At 64.4% G+C, this 15,731-nt stretch carries 11 protein-coding genes; 7 read left to right on the forward strand and 4 right to left on the reverse strand.

Going from position 1 to position 15,731, the window contains the following annotated elements; all coding sequences use genetic code 11:
• The first annotated feature begins 6 nt into the window (after positions 1-6).
• From H8F01_RS00125 to H8F01_RS00135, 3 genes are read left to right on the forward strand one after another with little or no spacing between them, the layout of a single operon-like run.
• On the forward strand, positions 7-1,368 hold the full coding sequence (locus H8F01_RS00125; RefSeq protein ID WP_187057084.1) for a phenylacetate--CoA ligase family protein: 1,362 nt from the start codon (positions 7-9) through the stop codon (positions 1,366-1,368).
• Entirely contained in the window at positions 1,365-2,486 is a 1,122-nt protein-coding gene (locus H8F01_RS00130; RefSeq protein ID WP_187057085.1) for a glycosyltransferase, read from the forward strand. The genes H8F01_RS00125 and H8F01_RS00130 overlap by 4 nt, the downstream gene beginning before the upstream one ends.
• Complete coding sequence (locus H8F01_RS00135; protein WP_187057086.1) at positions 2,477-3,712, forward strand: glycosyltransferase family 4 protein; 1,236 nt, start codon at positions 2,477-2,479, stop codon at positions 3,710-3,712. Before H8F01_RS00130 ends, H8F01_RS00135 begins: the two co-directional genes overlap by 10 nt.
• A 494-nt stretch (positions 3,713-4,206) precedes the next feature.
• Here H8F01_RS00135 and H8F01_RS00140 read toward each other — a convergent pair whose 3' ends face one another.
• Entirely contained in the window at positions 4,207-6,300 is a 2,094-nt protein-coding gene (locus tag H8F01_RS00140; protein WP_187057087.1) for an NAD-dependent epimerase/dehydratase family protein, read from the reverse strand.
• Positions 6,301-6,308: 8 nt separating this feature from the next.
• Positions 6,309-7,499, reverse strand: coding sequence for a glycosyltransferase (locus H8F01_RS00145; protein ID WP_187057088.1), 1,191 nt, complete (start codon positions 7,497-7,499; stop codon positions 6,309-6,311).
• A 436-nt stretch (positions 7,500-7,935) separates the two neighbouring features.
• On the opposite strand from H8F01_RS00145, the gene H8F01_RS00150 reads away from it, so the two are divergent.
• The 4 genes from H8F01_RS00150 to H8F01_RS00165 all read left to right on the forward strand — a co-directional run bounded on the left by H8F01_RS00150 (position 7,936) and on the right by H8F01_RS00165 (position 11,560).
• Positions 7,936-8,547, forward strand: a complete 612-nt coding sequence (locus H8F01_RS00150) for a polysaccharide deacetylase family protein (RefSeq protein WP_238481097.1) — start codon at positions 7,936-7,938, stop codon at positions 8,545-8,547.
• A gap of 66 nt (positions 8,548-8,613) precedes the next feature.
• A complete protein-coding gene (locus tag H8F01_RS00155; protein WP_187057089.1) occupies positions 8,614-9,861 on the forward strand; it encodes a hypothetical protein in 1,248 nt (415 codons plus the stop codon).
• Positions 9,862-9,866: 5 nt separating this feature from the next.
• Positions 9,867-10,811: a methyltransferase domain-containing protein gene (locus H8F01_RS00160; RefSeq protein WP_187057090.1), complete on the forward strand. Its 945-nt coding sequence runs from the start codon at positions 9,867-9,869 to the stop codon at positions 10,809-10,811.
• Positions 10,808-11,560 (forward strand): glycosyltransferase family 2 protein, encoded by a 753-nt coding sequence (locus H8F01_RS00165; RefSeq protein ID WP_187057091.1) that lies wholly within the window; start codon positions 10,808-10,810, stop codon positions 11,558-11,560. Before H8F01_RS00160 ends, H8F01_RS00165 begins: the two co-directional genes overlap by 4 nt.
• Positions 11,561-12,574: 1,014 nt before the next feature.
• Here the strand turns inward: H8F01_RS00165 and H8F01_RS00170 are convergent.
• Both H8F01_RS00170 and H8F01_RS00175 read right to left on the reverse strand, forming a co-directional pair.
• Positions 12,575-14,122 (reverse strand): oligosaccharide flippase family protein, encoded by a 1,548-nt coding sequence (locus H8F01_RS00170; protein ID WP_187057092.1) that lies wholly within the window; start codon positions 14,120-14,122, stop codon positions 12,575-12,577.
• 48 nt (positions 14,123-14,170) lie between these two features.
• On the reverse strand, positions 14,171-15,715 hold the full coding sequence (locus tag H8F01_RS00175; protein WP_238481098.1) for a hypothetical protein: 1,545 nt from the start codon (positions 15,713-15,715) through the stop codon (positions 14,171-14,173).
• Positions 15,716-15,731: the final 16 nt, after the last annotated feature.

Below are 15,731 nucleotides of genomic sequence, written 5' to 3' on the forward strand. Positions count from 1 at the left end.
TCGGCCATGAGCGACTGGTACGAACGGCTTTTCCGTGGCGTGCTGTATCCGGCCTACGAGACCGGCCTGCGCCGGCGCGACACGCTCTCCTGGCTGGCCCGCTACGAGCGCGACCAGTGGTACTCGCCGCAGGCCATCGCGTCATTGCAGTTCACCCGGCTGAAGGCGCTGCTCGAACATTGCTATCGCGATGTACCGTATTACCGTCGCCGCTGGCGCGAGCTGGACATTGCGCCAGACGATATCCGCAGCCTGGACGACTACGCCAGGCTGCCCGTGCTGACCAAGGACGACATCCGCGAAAACTTCAAGGAGCTGCAGGCAGAGTCCTGGCGCAACCGCCTGCTGTTCAAGCGCACTGGCGGTTCCACCGGCGAACCGCTGGAACTGGGCTACACGCACGAAAGCTACGAGCGACGCATGGCGGTGATGTGGCGCGGCTACGGCTGGGCCGCCTCGCGACCGGGCCGTCGCACGTTGTACCTGTGGGCGGGCACGGTGGGCACGCCCGGCCGCCTGCATCAGTTCAAGGACAACCTGTACAACGCCCTCTTCGCGCGCCGCATGCTCAACAGCTTCGACATGACCGAGTCGAACCTGGCCAGCTACGCCGATGCCATCGACCGTTACCGGCCCTCCATCATCGTGGGCTACGTGCACCCGCTGGCGCAGCTTGCCGAGTGGATGGTGGAAACCGGCCGCAAGGTGCATCAACCCGATGCCGTGATCACCGCCGCCGAGGCATTGCACCCACACCAGCGCGAAATCATCGGCAAGGCCTTCGGCAGCGCCGTGTACAACACCTATGGTTGCCGCGAGGTCATGCTGATTGCTTCCGAATGCCCGCATCACCAGGGTCTTCACGTGAACTCCGACCATCTGGTGCTGGAACTTCTCAACGAGGAGGGGCGACCCACCACCAAGGGCCCCGGCGAAGTCGCGGTGACCGACCTGTCCAACTACGGCATGCCGTTCATCCGTTACCTCAACGGTGACCTCGCCACTGCCTCGCCCACGCACAGCTGCCCCTGCGGTCGCGGCCTGCCCCTGCTGGATCGCGTGGACGGTCGCGTGCTCGACGCCATCCGCACGCCGGACGGGCGCATCCTGCCGGGCGAGTTTTTCCCGCACATGCTCAAGGACGTGCCCGGCCTCACGCGCTTCCAGCTGGTGCAGCGGGAGCTGGACCGCCTGGAGCTATCCATCGTGCGCAACGATGGCTTCGACGATGCCTCGCTGGCGTATATCCGCCGCGAGACAGCCAAGGTGCTGGGCGACAGCGTGTCGCTGCACTATCACTTCGTCGACGACATCCCGCTCACCCGTAGTGGCAAGCGTCGAGTGACCCGCTCCGAGATCGCGTCATGAACATCACGCACGTGGTCGAAAACCTCAACCGCGGCGGACTCGAGCGCATGGTGCTCGACCTGGTGCAGCGCCAGCAGCAGCAAGGCCATCACTGCCAGGTGGTATGCCTGTACGAGACCGGCTCACTGGCGCACGAACTGGATATCGCAGGCATCCCGGTAGTGGCCTGCCACAAGGGGCGTGGCATCGACCTGCGCGCGCTGGCACGGGCGCGCTGGGCCATCGACCGGCACGACACCGACGTGCTGCACACCCACAACGCCGTGGCACATTACCAGGCGGTGATCGCTGCCTGCGGGCTGGGCGTGCTGCGCGTGCTCAACACGCGCCACGGCATGGGCGCAGGCGTGCGCACGGGCCGCAAGGAGTGGCTGTACCGCCGCGCGCTGTCGCGCACGGATCTGGTGGTCACCGTTTGTGAAGCAGCCCGTCGCAACGGCCTGTCGCGCGGCATGTTCCCGCCACCCAAGACGCGCGTGGTGCCCAACGGGATTGCCGTGGAACGCTTCCGCCCCGCCTCGGAGGCCATGCGCCGTCACGTCCTGCAGATGCTGGATCTTCCGGAGAACGCCTTCCTGATCGGCAACGTCGGCCGGCTCAACTGGACCAAGGATCAGGCCGGCCTGATCCAGGCCTTCCGCCTGGTGCATGCGCGCCACCCCTCGGCAAGGTTGCTGCTGATCGGCGACGGCGAACTGCGCGCCGAGCTTGAACAAAGCGCCGACGGTGAAGGAGTGCGCGATGCCGTGCACTTCCTTGGCGACCGCAACGACGTGCGTGATCTGCTGCAGGGACTGGACCTGTTCGTGATGTCGTCGGTCAGCGAAGGCTATTCGATGGCCCTGCTCGAAGCCTGTGCAGTGGCCCTGCCCATCGTGGCCACCGACGTCGGCGGCAACAGCGAGATCATCCATACCGGTCGCACCGGGCAGCTGGTGCCGCCCGGCGAACCTGACGCACTGGCCGAGGCCATGCTGCAACTGCTGGAGCGGCCGCATCTGGCCTCGTCTTATGGCCATGCGGCCCGTGCCTGGGTGGAAAAGTATGGTTCACTGGAAGCGATGACCGATCGCTACGAGCGCCTGTACCAGGCCATGGAGTGCGAGACATGCGGTTGAAGGTACTCGTGCTCACCAACCTGTTCCCATCGCCATGGGACCCGTTGCGCAGTCCGTTCAACCGCCAGCAGTTCGAACGCCTGGGCGAACGGCATCAGGTGGACGTTATCACCGCAGTGGATTTCCGCGAACGCTTTGGCCGCCAGCGCAAACCCTTCCGTGCGGAAAATGTGCGCACCGATCACTTTGTGTTCTTCTATCCGCCGCTGATCGGCCGCTCGCTGCACGCCGCCAGCTGGCTGCTCTCCCTGCTCGGCCAGAAATGGCGACGACTGCGCCGGGCCAGCTACGACTGCATGCTGCTGAGCTGGGGTTACCCCGATGCCGCTGCCGCGGGCTGGCTGGCCCGGCGCCTTGGCATTCCCTACGTGGTGAAGGTGCACGGCTCCGATCTCAACGTCAAAGCGGAACAAGCCTGGGTAAGGCCGCAGATCCGCCATGCGCTGTGTGGCGCGCAAGCCGTGGTGGCGGTGAGCCAGGCGCTGGCCGACAAGGCCGTGGCGATGGGCGTCGATCCCACCCGAGTGCATGTGCTGTACAACGGCGTCGAACCTTCACTGTTCCACCCCGGTTCGCTGAGCGACGCGCGTGCGAAACTGTCATTGCCGCAGGACGAACGCATCCTGCTCTACGTCGGCAACCTGAAAGACACCAAGGGCTGCCTCGACCTGCTCAACGCTTTCCCCCACGTGCTGCTGAACCAGCCCGACGCCAACTTGCTCTTCGTCGGCTCCGGCCCCTGCCGCGATGCCCTGCTGCAACGTGCCGCCGCCCTTGGCTGCCAGGATCGCGTGCGCCTGGTCGGCGCCATCGAACACGACGCCCTCGGCGACTGGTTCCGCGCCGCCGATGTGCTTTGCCTCCCCAGCCACAACGAAGGCGTACCCAACGTCATCCTCGAAGCCATGGCCTGCGGCACCCCCGCTGTCGCCACCCGCGTGGGCGGCATACCCGAAGTACTGCCCGAACACGCCGGCATCCTCGTCAACGTCCGCGACCGCATCGGCCTCGAAGGTGCGCTTGTCGATGCGCTGGGCAAGTCATGGGACAGCGCGCATATCGCGAGCCATGCGGCGCGCTTCCGCTGGGACGAGAACATCCAGGAGCTGAGTGATGTGCTGGAGGAGGCGGCCATGAGTCGGGTAAAGCCAGATGAAAAGCGAAAGCCGAAGGCTTCGAAAGCAAACAAACCCCTCGATCACGTAGCCGCAAAGAACTCACCGTGAAGTCTTAAGCCCTCATCGCTTCGGAGCGTTGCGAAGAGCTTTGAGGTACCCGCTGTGTCCCACGGGACTAGCTTCGCGTCGTAGAGGCGAAGGTTGTCACGCAACCATGTTCCTAACCCGTTCGGGCTTATTCCATCGGAATGCTGTCAGCTCTTCAGGCCATTTCTTTGGGTTACTTTTGACGCGAAGCTAATCCCCGTGGGACTTTTGGGCCAGCAAAGAAAAGTGACTCGGCCTTCGGCAGAAGGTCGAAACGCCCCCTGCGTAAGCGGCCCGGTCGCGGGAACGCGCGAAACCAAAGGCCAGGAGCAAAGACCCAGAGCAAAGTCACTGGATGACCCGCCCTTCGGCGGTTGAACAGCGCCTCCTGCTTTCGCAGGAATGACGAGCGGGGGACGGCGAGGCAAGGTTGGCCCCTCACCCCAACCCTCTCCCCGGAGGGGAGAGGGAGTAAAGGAAGCGCGCGAAGACGCCCGGCGCGCAGCCCCACATCACTACTTATCCGACACCGTCGTCACCACCTCCGCCGGCGTCACTGCCCGATCTCCAAACATTCCCTCCATCCCGCGCCTAACCCCAACCCGCGGCACCCAACCCAGCACATCCCTCGCCACGCGCTGGTCAAAATTCGCCAGGGGCCGCAACGACCTCACGCGATAGCGCGTCAACGGCACGCTCCGCCGCATCAATTTGCCCAGCCCTTCCACGCCAACCGCCAGCGACAGCAGCAACCACGTCGGCCAGCGCATCAGGCGCAGATCCGCGCCGCGCTTGCGCCGCACGCCATCCAGGTATTCGCCCTGCGTCACGGTGGCCGGATCCACCACGTGCACGACCTGCCCGACGGCAGCAGGTGTCTGCGCTGCCAGCAGCAATGCATCCACCACGTCATCGACATACACCAGCGGCAGTGTCTGCGCGGGCGAACCGACCGCAATCCAGCGTCCTGCAATACCCAGCGTGCCGTTGGGCGTGGTGTTCTCCGAGCCCGGCCCGATGATCTGCCCAGGACGGATCACCACGGCCGGCAGGCCGTGCTCGCGAATCGCTTCACGCACATAGGTTTCGGCCACCAGCTTGGTCTGCGTGTAACTGCCGCGCCAATCCGGATGTGGCTCCAGCGCCGACGATTCGTTCATGGCCACCGAGGGATCGCGCCCGGCGTGATCGAGCACACTCATGGAGCTGACGTAGACCAGCTTCTGCGTGCCGTGGCGCAGGCAGGCATCCACCACGTTGCGCGTGCCCCATACCGTGCCGGCCTCGAATTCGCGCGGACCACCGCCCATCGCGGCGCCCACGTGGTAGACCACGCCAACGCCCTGCACCGCGTGATCCACGATACGTGGGTCACCGAGGTCGCCGATGACCACCTGCTGGACAGCAGACGAAAGCCGCGGATCTGCACGGCGCACCAGTACGCGCACGCTCTGGCCACGTCGACGCAAGGCGTTGACCAGGGTGCGACCGAGGAAACCTGCCGCGCCGGTAACGAGTACATCCGCCGGTTCCAGCGCAGCAAAACGTGCCTCCAATTCCTGGCGACGCTCGTCGTCGGCCTGACGGCACGCCGCTTCCATCAGGGCGACCGGGCGCCGGCCGTCTTCAGCGCTGACGGGCGGCGCCTTGCCTTCGAGCAGCGAACGCGCAAAGGCCTCCGCGCCGGACTGGATGCCGGGCGACGGCCGCAGCCTGCCGGTGGCGAAGCGCAGTACGTTCCACGGAATGCGGAACACGTCGCGCACGGCGTCGAAGAACGCATTCATGACGATGCCGATGAACTTCGGACCGGGCAACACGCGGCGCACGTGACAGACCTGCAGGAAGCGGTCGATCTCGATCACGCCCTGGGTCCCCTGCACCACGATGCGGTTGAGCATCGGCCGGATGTTCCACGACAACATGATCCGCCCGGCACCTTGCGCGCAGTTCGCAAAGGCCTGCCACTCGTCGAACTTCAGCGTGCTCGAGCGCCCGGTGGAGCGGTAGCGAATGTCCACCTGGTCGATCTGGCCAAGAAAGGCCTCCAGCGTGTACAGCCCATGCACACCCAGGTCGCGGAACGGATAAGAACCCTGCGTCACCATCGCCGGCAACGGACCACCGGCATACGGCGGGTAGTCGGAGCTGCGCCACACGTCCACCGCAACCAGGTCGCCACAGGCGCCGGAAGCCACCAGCGCTTTGGCGCGCATGATCATCGGATCGAACAGGTCCGAATGGTCCACCGACAGCACCAGGCCCTTCTCCCTGGCCTTGGCGATCATCGCATCGCACTCGGCCACGGAATCGGCCATGGGCTTTTCGACGAACACGTGGCAGCCCATATCCATGGCGCGCAGTGTCAGCGCGCAGTGGCTCGACGGCGGTGTGAGGATGAAGATGGCCTGCGGCTGTCGCGCGCCCAGCTCCCCGAGATCGGACGTCACCAGGTCGATGTCGTACGTTTTCGCCAAGCGCTGTGCCGCGTCGCGATCCAGATCGCAGATGCCGACAATCTCCACCTCGGCAAGGCGCTTGAGCGCCTCGATGTGGTAACGCGCCACGTAACCTGCGCCGACGATGCCGACGCGCAACCGCTTGTCCATGGAAACACTCATCCCGATACCTGACGATCAGCCAGCGTCATATCCGCCGCGGCAAGTGACGTGGCGACTTCGCGCAACACATCCTCCACACGGCGGTCCCAGGTCTGGTCGGCTACCGAGGCCATGCGTTCGGAAGCACCCTTTGCGGGGCCGTCCGCGATGGCCTGGTCCAGTCCGGCCAGGAAATCTTCATGTCCATCGGCAATGCGCACCAGCGACGCGAAGCGCGCGATCTCCGGATTGCTCACCGCCACGATGGGTTTGCCCGTGGCGAGGTACTCGCGCAGCTTGAGCGGATTGGCGTTCTCCACTTGCCGGTTGCGCCGGTAAGGGATGATGGCCACGTCGAATGCCTTGGCCCATGCCGGCAAGCTGGCGTACGGCTGCGCGCCCACCAGGATGACGTTGGACAACGCCTCCAGCTCGGGCACCTTGATCGCGGCGTAGCCCACCAGCAGGAAGGTCCAGTGCGGGCGTGACCGGGCGAGAAAGGCGATCAGCTCCACGTCGATCCATTCATGGATCGAGCCGAAGTAGCCCACCACCTGGCCCGGAAAATCACGGACCAGGTCGGGTACCTGGGTGGCCGGGTCCGAGGCCTGGGCGAACAGCGCCGCGTCTACGCCATGCGGTGAATAGCGCGTCTGCGGATTCTGCGCCTGCTTGGTAGCCACCAGCGCGGGCGGCGCGACGAAAACGATGTCGGCAGCCCGGGTAAGTGCGAGGTCGCTGGCGGCGATCACCGGTGCATCCACACCGGGATGCGCCGCATAGTCGTCAATGCAGTAGTAGACGCAGAAGCTTTCTCCCAGCCGCCGCGCAAGGAAACCCGGATGCGGCGTGACAAACCAGGAAATGCGCTGGCGCGAGCCAAGCACGCGCATGGCACGTCGCAACGCCCACTGGCTGAACAGGCGGTTGAACAGCGGTACCCCGGGCACGCGACGGAATGGCAACTGCGGCACGGTGCAGTGCCACAACTGGCCTTCCACGCGCTGCGGTGCGCGCAGTGCCTCACGCAGTTTGCGCCAGGCGCGGCGAAGATCGCGGCCGCTGGCCTGCGGTGCGCGCATGCCCGGCGAATCCACGTAAAGCACGGGCATCTTCGCTGCCAGACGCTGGGCAACGTGATGGCTGCTCGTGCGGTTTTCGGCAAACCAGTCGTTGCCGAAATAGACGACACCGTACCGCTCTAGCATGCCGCCTCCGGTGCAATGGCCGGATGCGAGATCGCCATGGCCTGTCCCCTGTCCCGATTGATCACGCAAACTGAACGCTGCCGTCCGAACGGCCCGCTCTGCCGGCGCCTGGTGACGCAGTGGCCCGGCTTCCTGTCGACACGATGAGACTAGCCCAACGCCCGGCGCGCTCCCATCCGTCGAATTGCCAAGGCAATTCCCGAAAAACGGCCGTTTTTTGCTGGCCTGGCACGTCCGCGGTCTGCCCACCCTCGACCTATCGGCCGTTCGTCATAGCCTGTCGGTGGCATGGGGTACTGACTATGTGCTCAATGGATATCGCCGCCACTTGGCGACACAGTGGTCACCGGAGGAACGGCGTTTGCCGGGCTTCCGCGAACGCCTCCTTCTCATCCTTTCCGTGCGCAAGGTCGTCATGACGCTTCGACCGAAAAAGATGCAATTGCTGCGGTGCCTGCCACACGGGGTGGTGTCCACGCGCGCGCCTCGCGAGCAGAAGTCGCTGTACCTGACTTTCGACGACGGCCCGCATCCCGACCACACGCCGGCACTGCTGGAATTGTTGCGGGCCTATGGCGCCAAGGCGACGTTCTTCCTGATCGGGCGGGAGGCGGAGCGCTATCCGCAGCTGGTGGAGCGCATCGTTGAAGAGGGGCACGTGCTCGGCAACCACTCCTACAGCCACCCGATGTTCGATGCGCTGACGCACACCGAGCAATGGGTGGAAGTGGAGCGTACCGACGAAGTGCTCTCCAGCTTCGACGGGCGCCAGTACCACGGCTTCCGTCCGCCGCGCGGCGTGTTCTCGCTGCTGCTGACGCTGCGCTTTGCGCTCAGTCGTCGCCAGCTGACCTACTGGTCGTATGACACGCTGGATTACCAGGGTCGCGAGCCCGACGAGCTGGCCAACCGCCTGCGCGCGCAGCCACCACGCGCCGGCGACGTGATGCTGATGCACGACGACAGCGACTGCTCGCTACGCATGCTCGAACAGCTGCTCCCCGAATGGATGGAGCATGGTTTCACTTTTCGCGCCCTGCCAGCCTGAGTCCCAGGCAGGGCGTCGCGCGGCAGATCACGCCCGAACGTGGTCGCTGCACACAGGGGATCTGTGATGAATCAAACCATCGTCATCGCGCTACTGGGCCTGGTTGTGCTGGCGGCGCTGTTCTGTGCCGTTGCGTGGATGGCCATCCGCTCGCGCAACATGCAAGTGTGGCTGGGAAGCTACCTGCGACGCAAGCCGCGCCCCGCCGTCAACGGCCCTACCCACGTGATGTTCTGTTTCGTGGATCACTACGAACCGGCCTGGGGCCGCGTGGACCTGGAAACCCAGCGGCAGCGCGTGGACCGCTGGTACCGTGACTACCCCGCGATGGCATCGCGCCACCGTGACGCCGATGGGCGTCCGCCGCAGCACAGCTTCTTCTATCCGGAGGAGGAGTACCTGCCGGAACACCTGGACAAGATCGCCGGACTCTGTGCGGATGGCTATGGCGAGATCGAGATTCACCTCCATCACGACAACGACACGGCTGACAACTTCTGCACCACCATCTCGCGCTTCAATGAGCTGCTGCATGCACGACACGGCGCGCTGTCACGCGACCGCAAGACAGGACAACTTCGCTTTGGCTTCATACACGGCAACTGGTCACTGGACAATTCGCGCGCCGATGGCCGCTGGTGTGGCCTCAACAACGAACTGATCCTGCTGCGCGAGCTGGGCTGCTACGCCGACTTCACCCTGCCCTCCGCCCCCAGCGAAACGCAGACGCGCGCCATCAATGCCATCTACTACGCCACCGACGATCCCTGCCATCCCAAATCGCACAACACCGGTACGCCGGTGCGTGTGGGCGGCCATGCCAGCGGCGACCTGATGATCGTGCAAGGCCCGCTCGGACTGGACTGGAAGCGCCGGCGCAAGCTGATCATGCCGCGCATCGAAAACTCGGACGTGCGCCACAGCTGCCCACCCACGCCGGAGCGTGTGGACGCGTGGGTGCGTACCGGCATTCATGTGGAAGGCCGGCCGGAGTGGATCTTCATCAAGATCCACACGCACGGCACGCAGGAACGCGACATGGATACCCTGCTCGGCGATCCCATGCATGCCATGCACGATCACCTGGAGAAGGTCTACAACGACGGCAGCCAGTACGTTCTCCACTACGTCACCTCACGCGAGATGTACAACATCATCAAGGCTGCCGAAGCCGGCATGGAGGGCAACCCCCATCGCTACCGCGACTTCGAGCTGGCTCCTCCCCCCGGTGTCACCAAATGGACCAACCCGCTTCCGGCTGGCCAAGTGCGTGAGCCCGAAGTGGTCGCTGGTGGCGGGCGGAGCGTGGAGTAAAAGTCATGCACTGGCGAGCCAAAGGCCTGCTGCAGAAGCTGCTGGGGCATATGCCCGGCGGCGAACAGGCGCACTATCTGCTGCAGAAGCGCTTCGGCGGGCTGCGCGGCTTCACCCGTGAGTTCGAGATCAAGATGGATGACTGGCGCCTCATGGCCAGCCATCTTCATGACGCCGGCCGTCCCATTGCCGGTGCCAGGCTGTTCGAGATCGGCAGCGGCTGGTACCCCACGTTTCCACTGGCCTGTTATCTCGGCGGTGCGAAGCAGGTGATCACGGTGGATCTCCATCGCCATCTCAAGCATGACCTGCTGCTTGAATGCGCGGACCATCTTGCGGAGCACACGGCTTTGATCGCACAAGCCTGCAACGTGCCCGAAACGGAGGTGCAGCGTCGCCAGCGGCGACTGTCCGCACGCCTGCAGCAAGGCGACGACCTGGCGGCGGCAACCGACGGCGTAGTGATCTACCAGGCCCCGATCGATGCCTCGTGCACCGCACTACCCACCCATGGCATCGACTGCGTGTTCTCAAACAGCGTGCTCGAACACGTGGAACCGGCTGTGGTTGATGGCATCTACCGCGAGGCCATGCGCATCCTGGTGCCTGGCGGCATCATGTTCCACTCCGTCAACTGCGGTGACCACTACGCCTACGTCGACCACTCGATCAACCAGCTCAACTACCTGAAGTACTCCGATCACGACTGGCATCGCTGGGACAACGCCTTCCTGTACCAGAACCGCATGCGCGCCTACGAGTTTGTCGACCACGCCGAGGCCGCCGGCTTCGACATCGTGCTGAACACCGAATGCCCCCGCGAAAAACGCCTGGCCGAACTGGCGGCCATGCACGTTCACCCGCAGTTCGCGCACATTCCGCCGGAACGCCTGTGCGTCACCTCCATCGACTTCATCGGCCGCACCCACCTGACAGGAGCAGCAACGTGACCCCATCCCTGGTCAGCGTAGTGATGCCCGCCTACAACGCCGCCCGGACTATCCGCGGCGCTGTGATATCGGTGCTCTCGCAGACCTACGCCTCGTGGGAACTGGTGATCGTCGACGACTGCTCTACCGACGACACGCCCAACATGATCGATGCACTGGCCGATGCCGACCAACGCATCCGCGTGCTCCACGCGCCACGCAACGCCGGGGTCGCTGCCGCGCGCAACACCGCCATCGCCGCCGCCAACGGCAGCCATATCGCCTTCCTCGACAGCGACGACGGCTGGCATCCGCGCAAGCTGGAATGGCAGATGGAACACATGGAAGACACCCGCTCCCGTGTCAGCTACACCCCTTACGACCGGGTCACCGAAGACGGCCACCTGCTTTCGCGTGTGCAGCCGCCCGCTTCCGTCGACTACGCACAGATGCTGCGAAGCAACTACATCGGCAACCTCACCGGCCTGTACGACCGCAGCCTGGGCGACGCCGTCTTCCCCTCCGTAGGCCACGAAGATTACGTGTTCTGGCTCGACATGGTCCGCCGCGCCGGCCACGCCACCTGCGTCCCCGGCGACCAGCCGCTTGCCTACTACTGCGTGCGCGAAGGCTCCGTCTCCGCCGACAAATGGCGCGCCGCCTGCTGGCAATGGCGCATCTACCGGGATATCGCCAGGCTCAACTGGATCTCCTCCTCCCAGCACATGTGCCATTACGCGTGGGAAGCGATGAGGAAGCGGATGGTGTGAGTGGGGCCAGGACGTACGAGTTGCCCGGTGAGTGTTCTCCCCAGACTGACCGCTTGCAACGCGCAACCCGTTCCCGCGGAAAATCCGGGCACCTTTCTTTGTTTGATTGCGCAAATGTCTCAGGCATTCACGCGTAGAGGCATCCCTGTAGGAGCGCACCCTGTGCGCGACCACCTGGCGGAGCGGCATCGACATGGCGCTGCGGTCGCGCACAAGGTGCGCTCCTACAGAGGGTTCCTCGCACCGCGTGAAGCCCGTTCTTTTCTCGCCTCCGTGCTCACTCCAGTCATCTCCAGTGCCGGGGAGAATGAGCGACAGGTGATATTCAACGTGAACACCCACATGCTTAGTCGCTCGTCTGTAGGAGCGCACCCTGTGCGCGACCACCTGACGGAGCGGGACCGACATGGCGCTGCGGTCGCGCACAAGGTGCGCTCCTACAGGGGTGTCTCGCACCGTGTGAAGCCCGTTTCTTTCGCGCCTCAGTGCTCACCCCAGTCCTCTCCCGAACGGGAGAGGACGAGCGACAGGTGATGTTCAACGTGAACGCCCTAGTGGCAAGGAAGGATGTGCCGCACAGCGGCACGACGCTCCGCGTTAAGTCCTCTTCGCTTCGGCGCGTTGCGAAGCGCTTGGAAGTACCCGCTGTGTAGAGGCGAAGGTTGCCAAGCAGCAACGTTCCTCAGCCGATCGGGCCTATCCCCACGGAATGCTGCCAGCTCTTAAGGCCATTTTCTTTGGGTTACTTTTCTTTTGGGCCAGCAAAAGAAAAGTGACTCGAGCGTCGGCAGACGATCGAAACGCCCCCGCGGCGTAAGCGGCCCGATCGCGGAAACGCGCGAGACCGGAGGCCAAGAGCAAAGTCACTGGATCCCGGCCCTCGCCCCCTTTTGTGGGGTGCGCCGGGATGACGTGTAGAAGCGGTGAGGCGAGCACCCACCCATCACCCCAACCCTCTCCCCGACGGGAAAGGGGGCAGATAGGTGGGCTACAGCAACCTGTAGCAAACGCCCCTCAAGGCGCCACCCTCTCCACCGGCCCCTGCAACACCCCCAACACCCGCTTCGCCACCCGCCCCAACGGCCCAAGCTTGTCCGTGATCATCCCCATCAACCGATAATCCTCCTCGCTCCAGTAGCGCACGAGGAAACTGGCCGGCACGAACACCACCGTGAACATGATCGACCCGGTGACGAAGGCCAGGTGCCCCGGCGTCACCTCGGCCACCAGCCAGCCCGCGCCGGTCGCCACCAGTCCCACCACGAGCAGACGCGCCATCAGCCCGATGGGCAGGCCCGCACTGGCCACGCGACGGATATAGAGCGTACAGATCACCAGCTCCGCCAGGCGCGTGCCGGCGTAGCACAGCACAGCGCCAAGCAGACCGAAATGCGGAATCAGGCTGAAGCCGAGGATCACGTTGATCACCAGCGCCGAACCCGAAATGCGCAGGCGGTCACCCTGGCGATCGGTCACCACCTGGAAGGCGGCAATGCTGTTGGTCATCAGCAACAGGCCCGCCAGCACCAGGGTGACTTCGATGGCGGGAATCGCATCGACGTACTTGTTGCCGTACATCAGCGTCACCAGGCTGGGCGTGGTGATGAAGCCGAGCCCAGCGATCATCAGGCCGGTGGCCCAGTAGAACCGCGTGGCCTCGGACAGCACGCGCGTCGCCTGCCCTTGACCGTTCTTCCCGAAAGCACGTGCCATGTAGGGGAGCAAGGTGGTGGTCAGACCCACAGAGAACAGCTCCACCGCACCGCGCGTCAGCGTGCCGGCAATGGCAAAGAAACCCACCGCGGTGGAGTTGGCGTAGGTGTTGAGCAGGAAGACTTCGACGGTGTTGCTCTTCAGGGCCAGCAGCAGGATCAGCACCGCCGTAAGGCGAAGGTGGCGGGTCAAGCGTTGTGACATCTCCGCAGGCACCTCACCCGGGCCGAAGGGCAGGCAATAGCGGCGATAGGCGATGCGGTTCACCAGATTCAGCGTGAGGCACGAGATGGTGAAGATGCCCACGAACGCGATCAGACCCGCGTGATAAATCGAAGCAAGCACCACCAGCGCCAGCATGATCACGCCGGATATCACGGTGGCAATGGAGACCGGCTCGAATTTCTCCTGCCCCTTGGAAATCGCCACCCACAGGCTGTAGTTGGCCTTCGCCACCACGCCCACGGCCACCAGCAGAGTGATGGGCAGGATGAAACCACCCCATTCCGTCGGCCGGATAATCGCCACGCCCATGAGGAACAGTGCAATGACCGCGGCGCAACTCCATGCCTGGTTCCGCGCCAGCCGGTAGGAGATGTGCGACGCCACCTCGGGACTGTCCGCGCCATACGCCTCGGCGATGAACTTGGTGGACGACGTGGTCAGCGCATGGTTGCTGCACGTCATCAGCCAGCCGCATAGCCACACGGTAAACGCATAACGGCCGAAATCCGCCGGGCCCAGCGCGCGCGCGATCCATACGCTGATAAACAGACCCAGCGCGTACTCCACATAGGTGGAGGCCGACACCAGCGCCACGCTCCTTAATGCTGCCATCCGGCGGTTCATCAATACCTTCCCCTGTTCATGCCGATCCGGTTCTGTCATCAATACCCGTCACGGCGAGGCATGAGCCGCCAGTGTCGAGGTGGCGCCGCTGCCGGGCGGCTGCTGCATGAACCACAGGGCCACGCCCGTGCCGCGGTTGTTCCAGTTGAATCGCCGCAGTGTCTCGCCGATCCGTCCGCACTCGGTGTCGTAGGAGGATGACAGTGCCTCGACACGGCGTTTGAGCGCGGCACTCTGCGTTGGGTCCTGCTCGAAGTAGTACGCGGCGGCCACCGGCATCACCAGCTCTACGTTGTGCGCGTCGCTGTACCAGCCGTCGGAATCCTCGATGTCGGAGAGCTTCTTGTGGCTGGCCTGTGACGAGGCCCAGTACCAGGAGATCTGCCCGTTCGAGCCGGAACACGGATTGCGCCAGTCATGGCCCTGCACGATGGTGCTCACGTCGATCCAGCCATAGCGCTCCATGTAGCGGCCGAACGCCGTGATCATCTCGGGAATGCGCCGGTCGCCCGTGACCAGCCACGTGTGCCACAGCGCGTCGATGATGTTCTCGCTCATCCATGGCGAAGTGCCCCGCACATCACTTTCCGGCTTCCATGAGTCGTCTTCGTGCAGGTTCCAGCTGTTGCGCCAGGAGCCGTCGTTGCCCAGCTTGTCCGGGTTGTTGCGCTGATGCTCGTAGAGCCAGCCCACGCGCTCGTTGGTATTGTCCAGGTAACGTTTGTCGCCGGTGAGTTCATAGGCATTGATGGTTGCCAGCAGGCCCAGCCCGGCCAGGCGTTCGGTGAAGCGTTCACCCGGCCCTGTATAGGGCCCGGCGTCGCCGCTCCAGCCGTTGTGCTTCCACAGCATCACCATCTTGTCGACCAGCTCGGCATCGTGTTCGCTGTCGTCACCGGTCAGCGCCAGTGCCAGCAGAATGGGTTCGACATACACGTACTTGGAATCGCATGGCTCCTTGCCCATGGTCCAGCCACCACCGCAGAACGGACTGAACGGCAAGCCGTCGCGTTTGATGTACTTCATGTAGAAGTGGTAGCTCTCGTCGGCCGCCTGCAGATAATCCAGCCGGCCGGTACGCACATAGGCCTTGAACAAGGTGGAGGGGCGATCGAACAACCAGGCGGTGTGATCGTCCACGGGCAACTTCTTCGCCCATTCGAACTGGGTGGCCACGTACCTGGCGTAAGCCTCGCCCTTGGTGGCTGGCGTCTGCGGCCCTGCCACCAGCGAAGCACACATCCATGCCGGCTCCAGCGTGGCCAGCGCGGCGGCCACGCGCACACCGTGCGAGTCGGGTACTAGTTCCTGCACATACGGCCAGCCGGGCAGCTCGCGGGTACGCGGCTTGCCAATGGCGAAATAATAGGTGCCCTCGCCTTTCACCAGCTGCGCCTGGAACTGCGCCCGCACGGCGCGAATGCTGTGATCGCGTATGTACCAGCGCAAGGTGGCTACGACGTGGGCAGGAACCTCTTCGCCGTTCGCGTCGAGAATGCGCACCTGCTGGGCATCGCGCAGCATGCCCGGCGGAAACGGAATGCCGACGGAAACTTTCACGTCGGTGGCATCACCCACGTTCTGATGCACCACGATGCGCTGATCAGGC

Source organism: Dyella telluris, assembly GCF_014297575.1.
GTDB classification, from domain to species: Bacteria; Pseudomonadota; Gammaproteobacteria; order Xanthomonadales; family Rhodanobacteraceae; genus Dyella; species Dyella telluris.

Coding starts and splice junctions, on each gene's coding strand:
- H8F01_RS00155 (WP_187057089.1), top strand. CDS start 8,614: ATGAATCAAACCATCGTCATCGCGCTACTGGGCCTGGTTGTGCTGGCG.
- H8F01_RS00130 (WP_187057085.1), top strand. CDS start 1,365: ATGAACATCACGCACGTGGTCGAAAACCTCAACCGCGGCGGACTCGAG.
- H8F01_RS00170 (WP_187057092.1), bottom strand. CDS start 14,122: ATGAACCGCCGGATGGCAGCATTAAGGAGCGTGGCGCTGGTGTCGGCC.
- H8F01_RS00160 (WP_187057090.1), top strand. CDS start 9,867: ATGCACTGGCGAGCCAAAGGCCTGCTGCAGAAGCTGCTGGGGCATATG.
- H8F01_RS00145 (WP_187057088.1), bottom strand. CDS start 7,499: ATGCTAGAGCGGTACGGTGTCGTCTATTTCGGCAACGACTGGTTTGCC.
- H8F01_RS00135 (WP_187057086.1), top strand. CDS start 2,477: ATGCGGTTGAAGGTACTCGTGCTCACCAACCTGTTCCCATCGCCATGG.
- H8F01_RS00140 (WP_187057087.1), bottom strand. CDS start 6,300: ATGGACAAGCGGTTGCGCGTCGGCATCGTCGGCGCAGGTTACGTGGCG.
- H8F01_RS00150 (WP_238481097.1), top strand. CDS start 7,936: ATGCAATTGCTGCGGTGCCTGCCACACGGGGTGGTGTCCACGCGCGCG.
- H8F01_RS00125 (WP_187057084.1), top strand. CDS start 7: ATGAGCGACTGGTACGAACGGCTTTTCCGTGGCGTGCTGTATCCGGCC.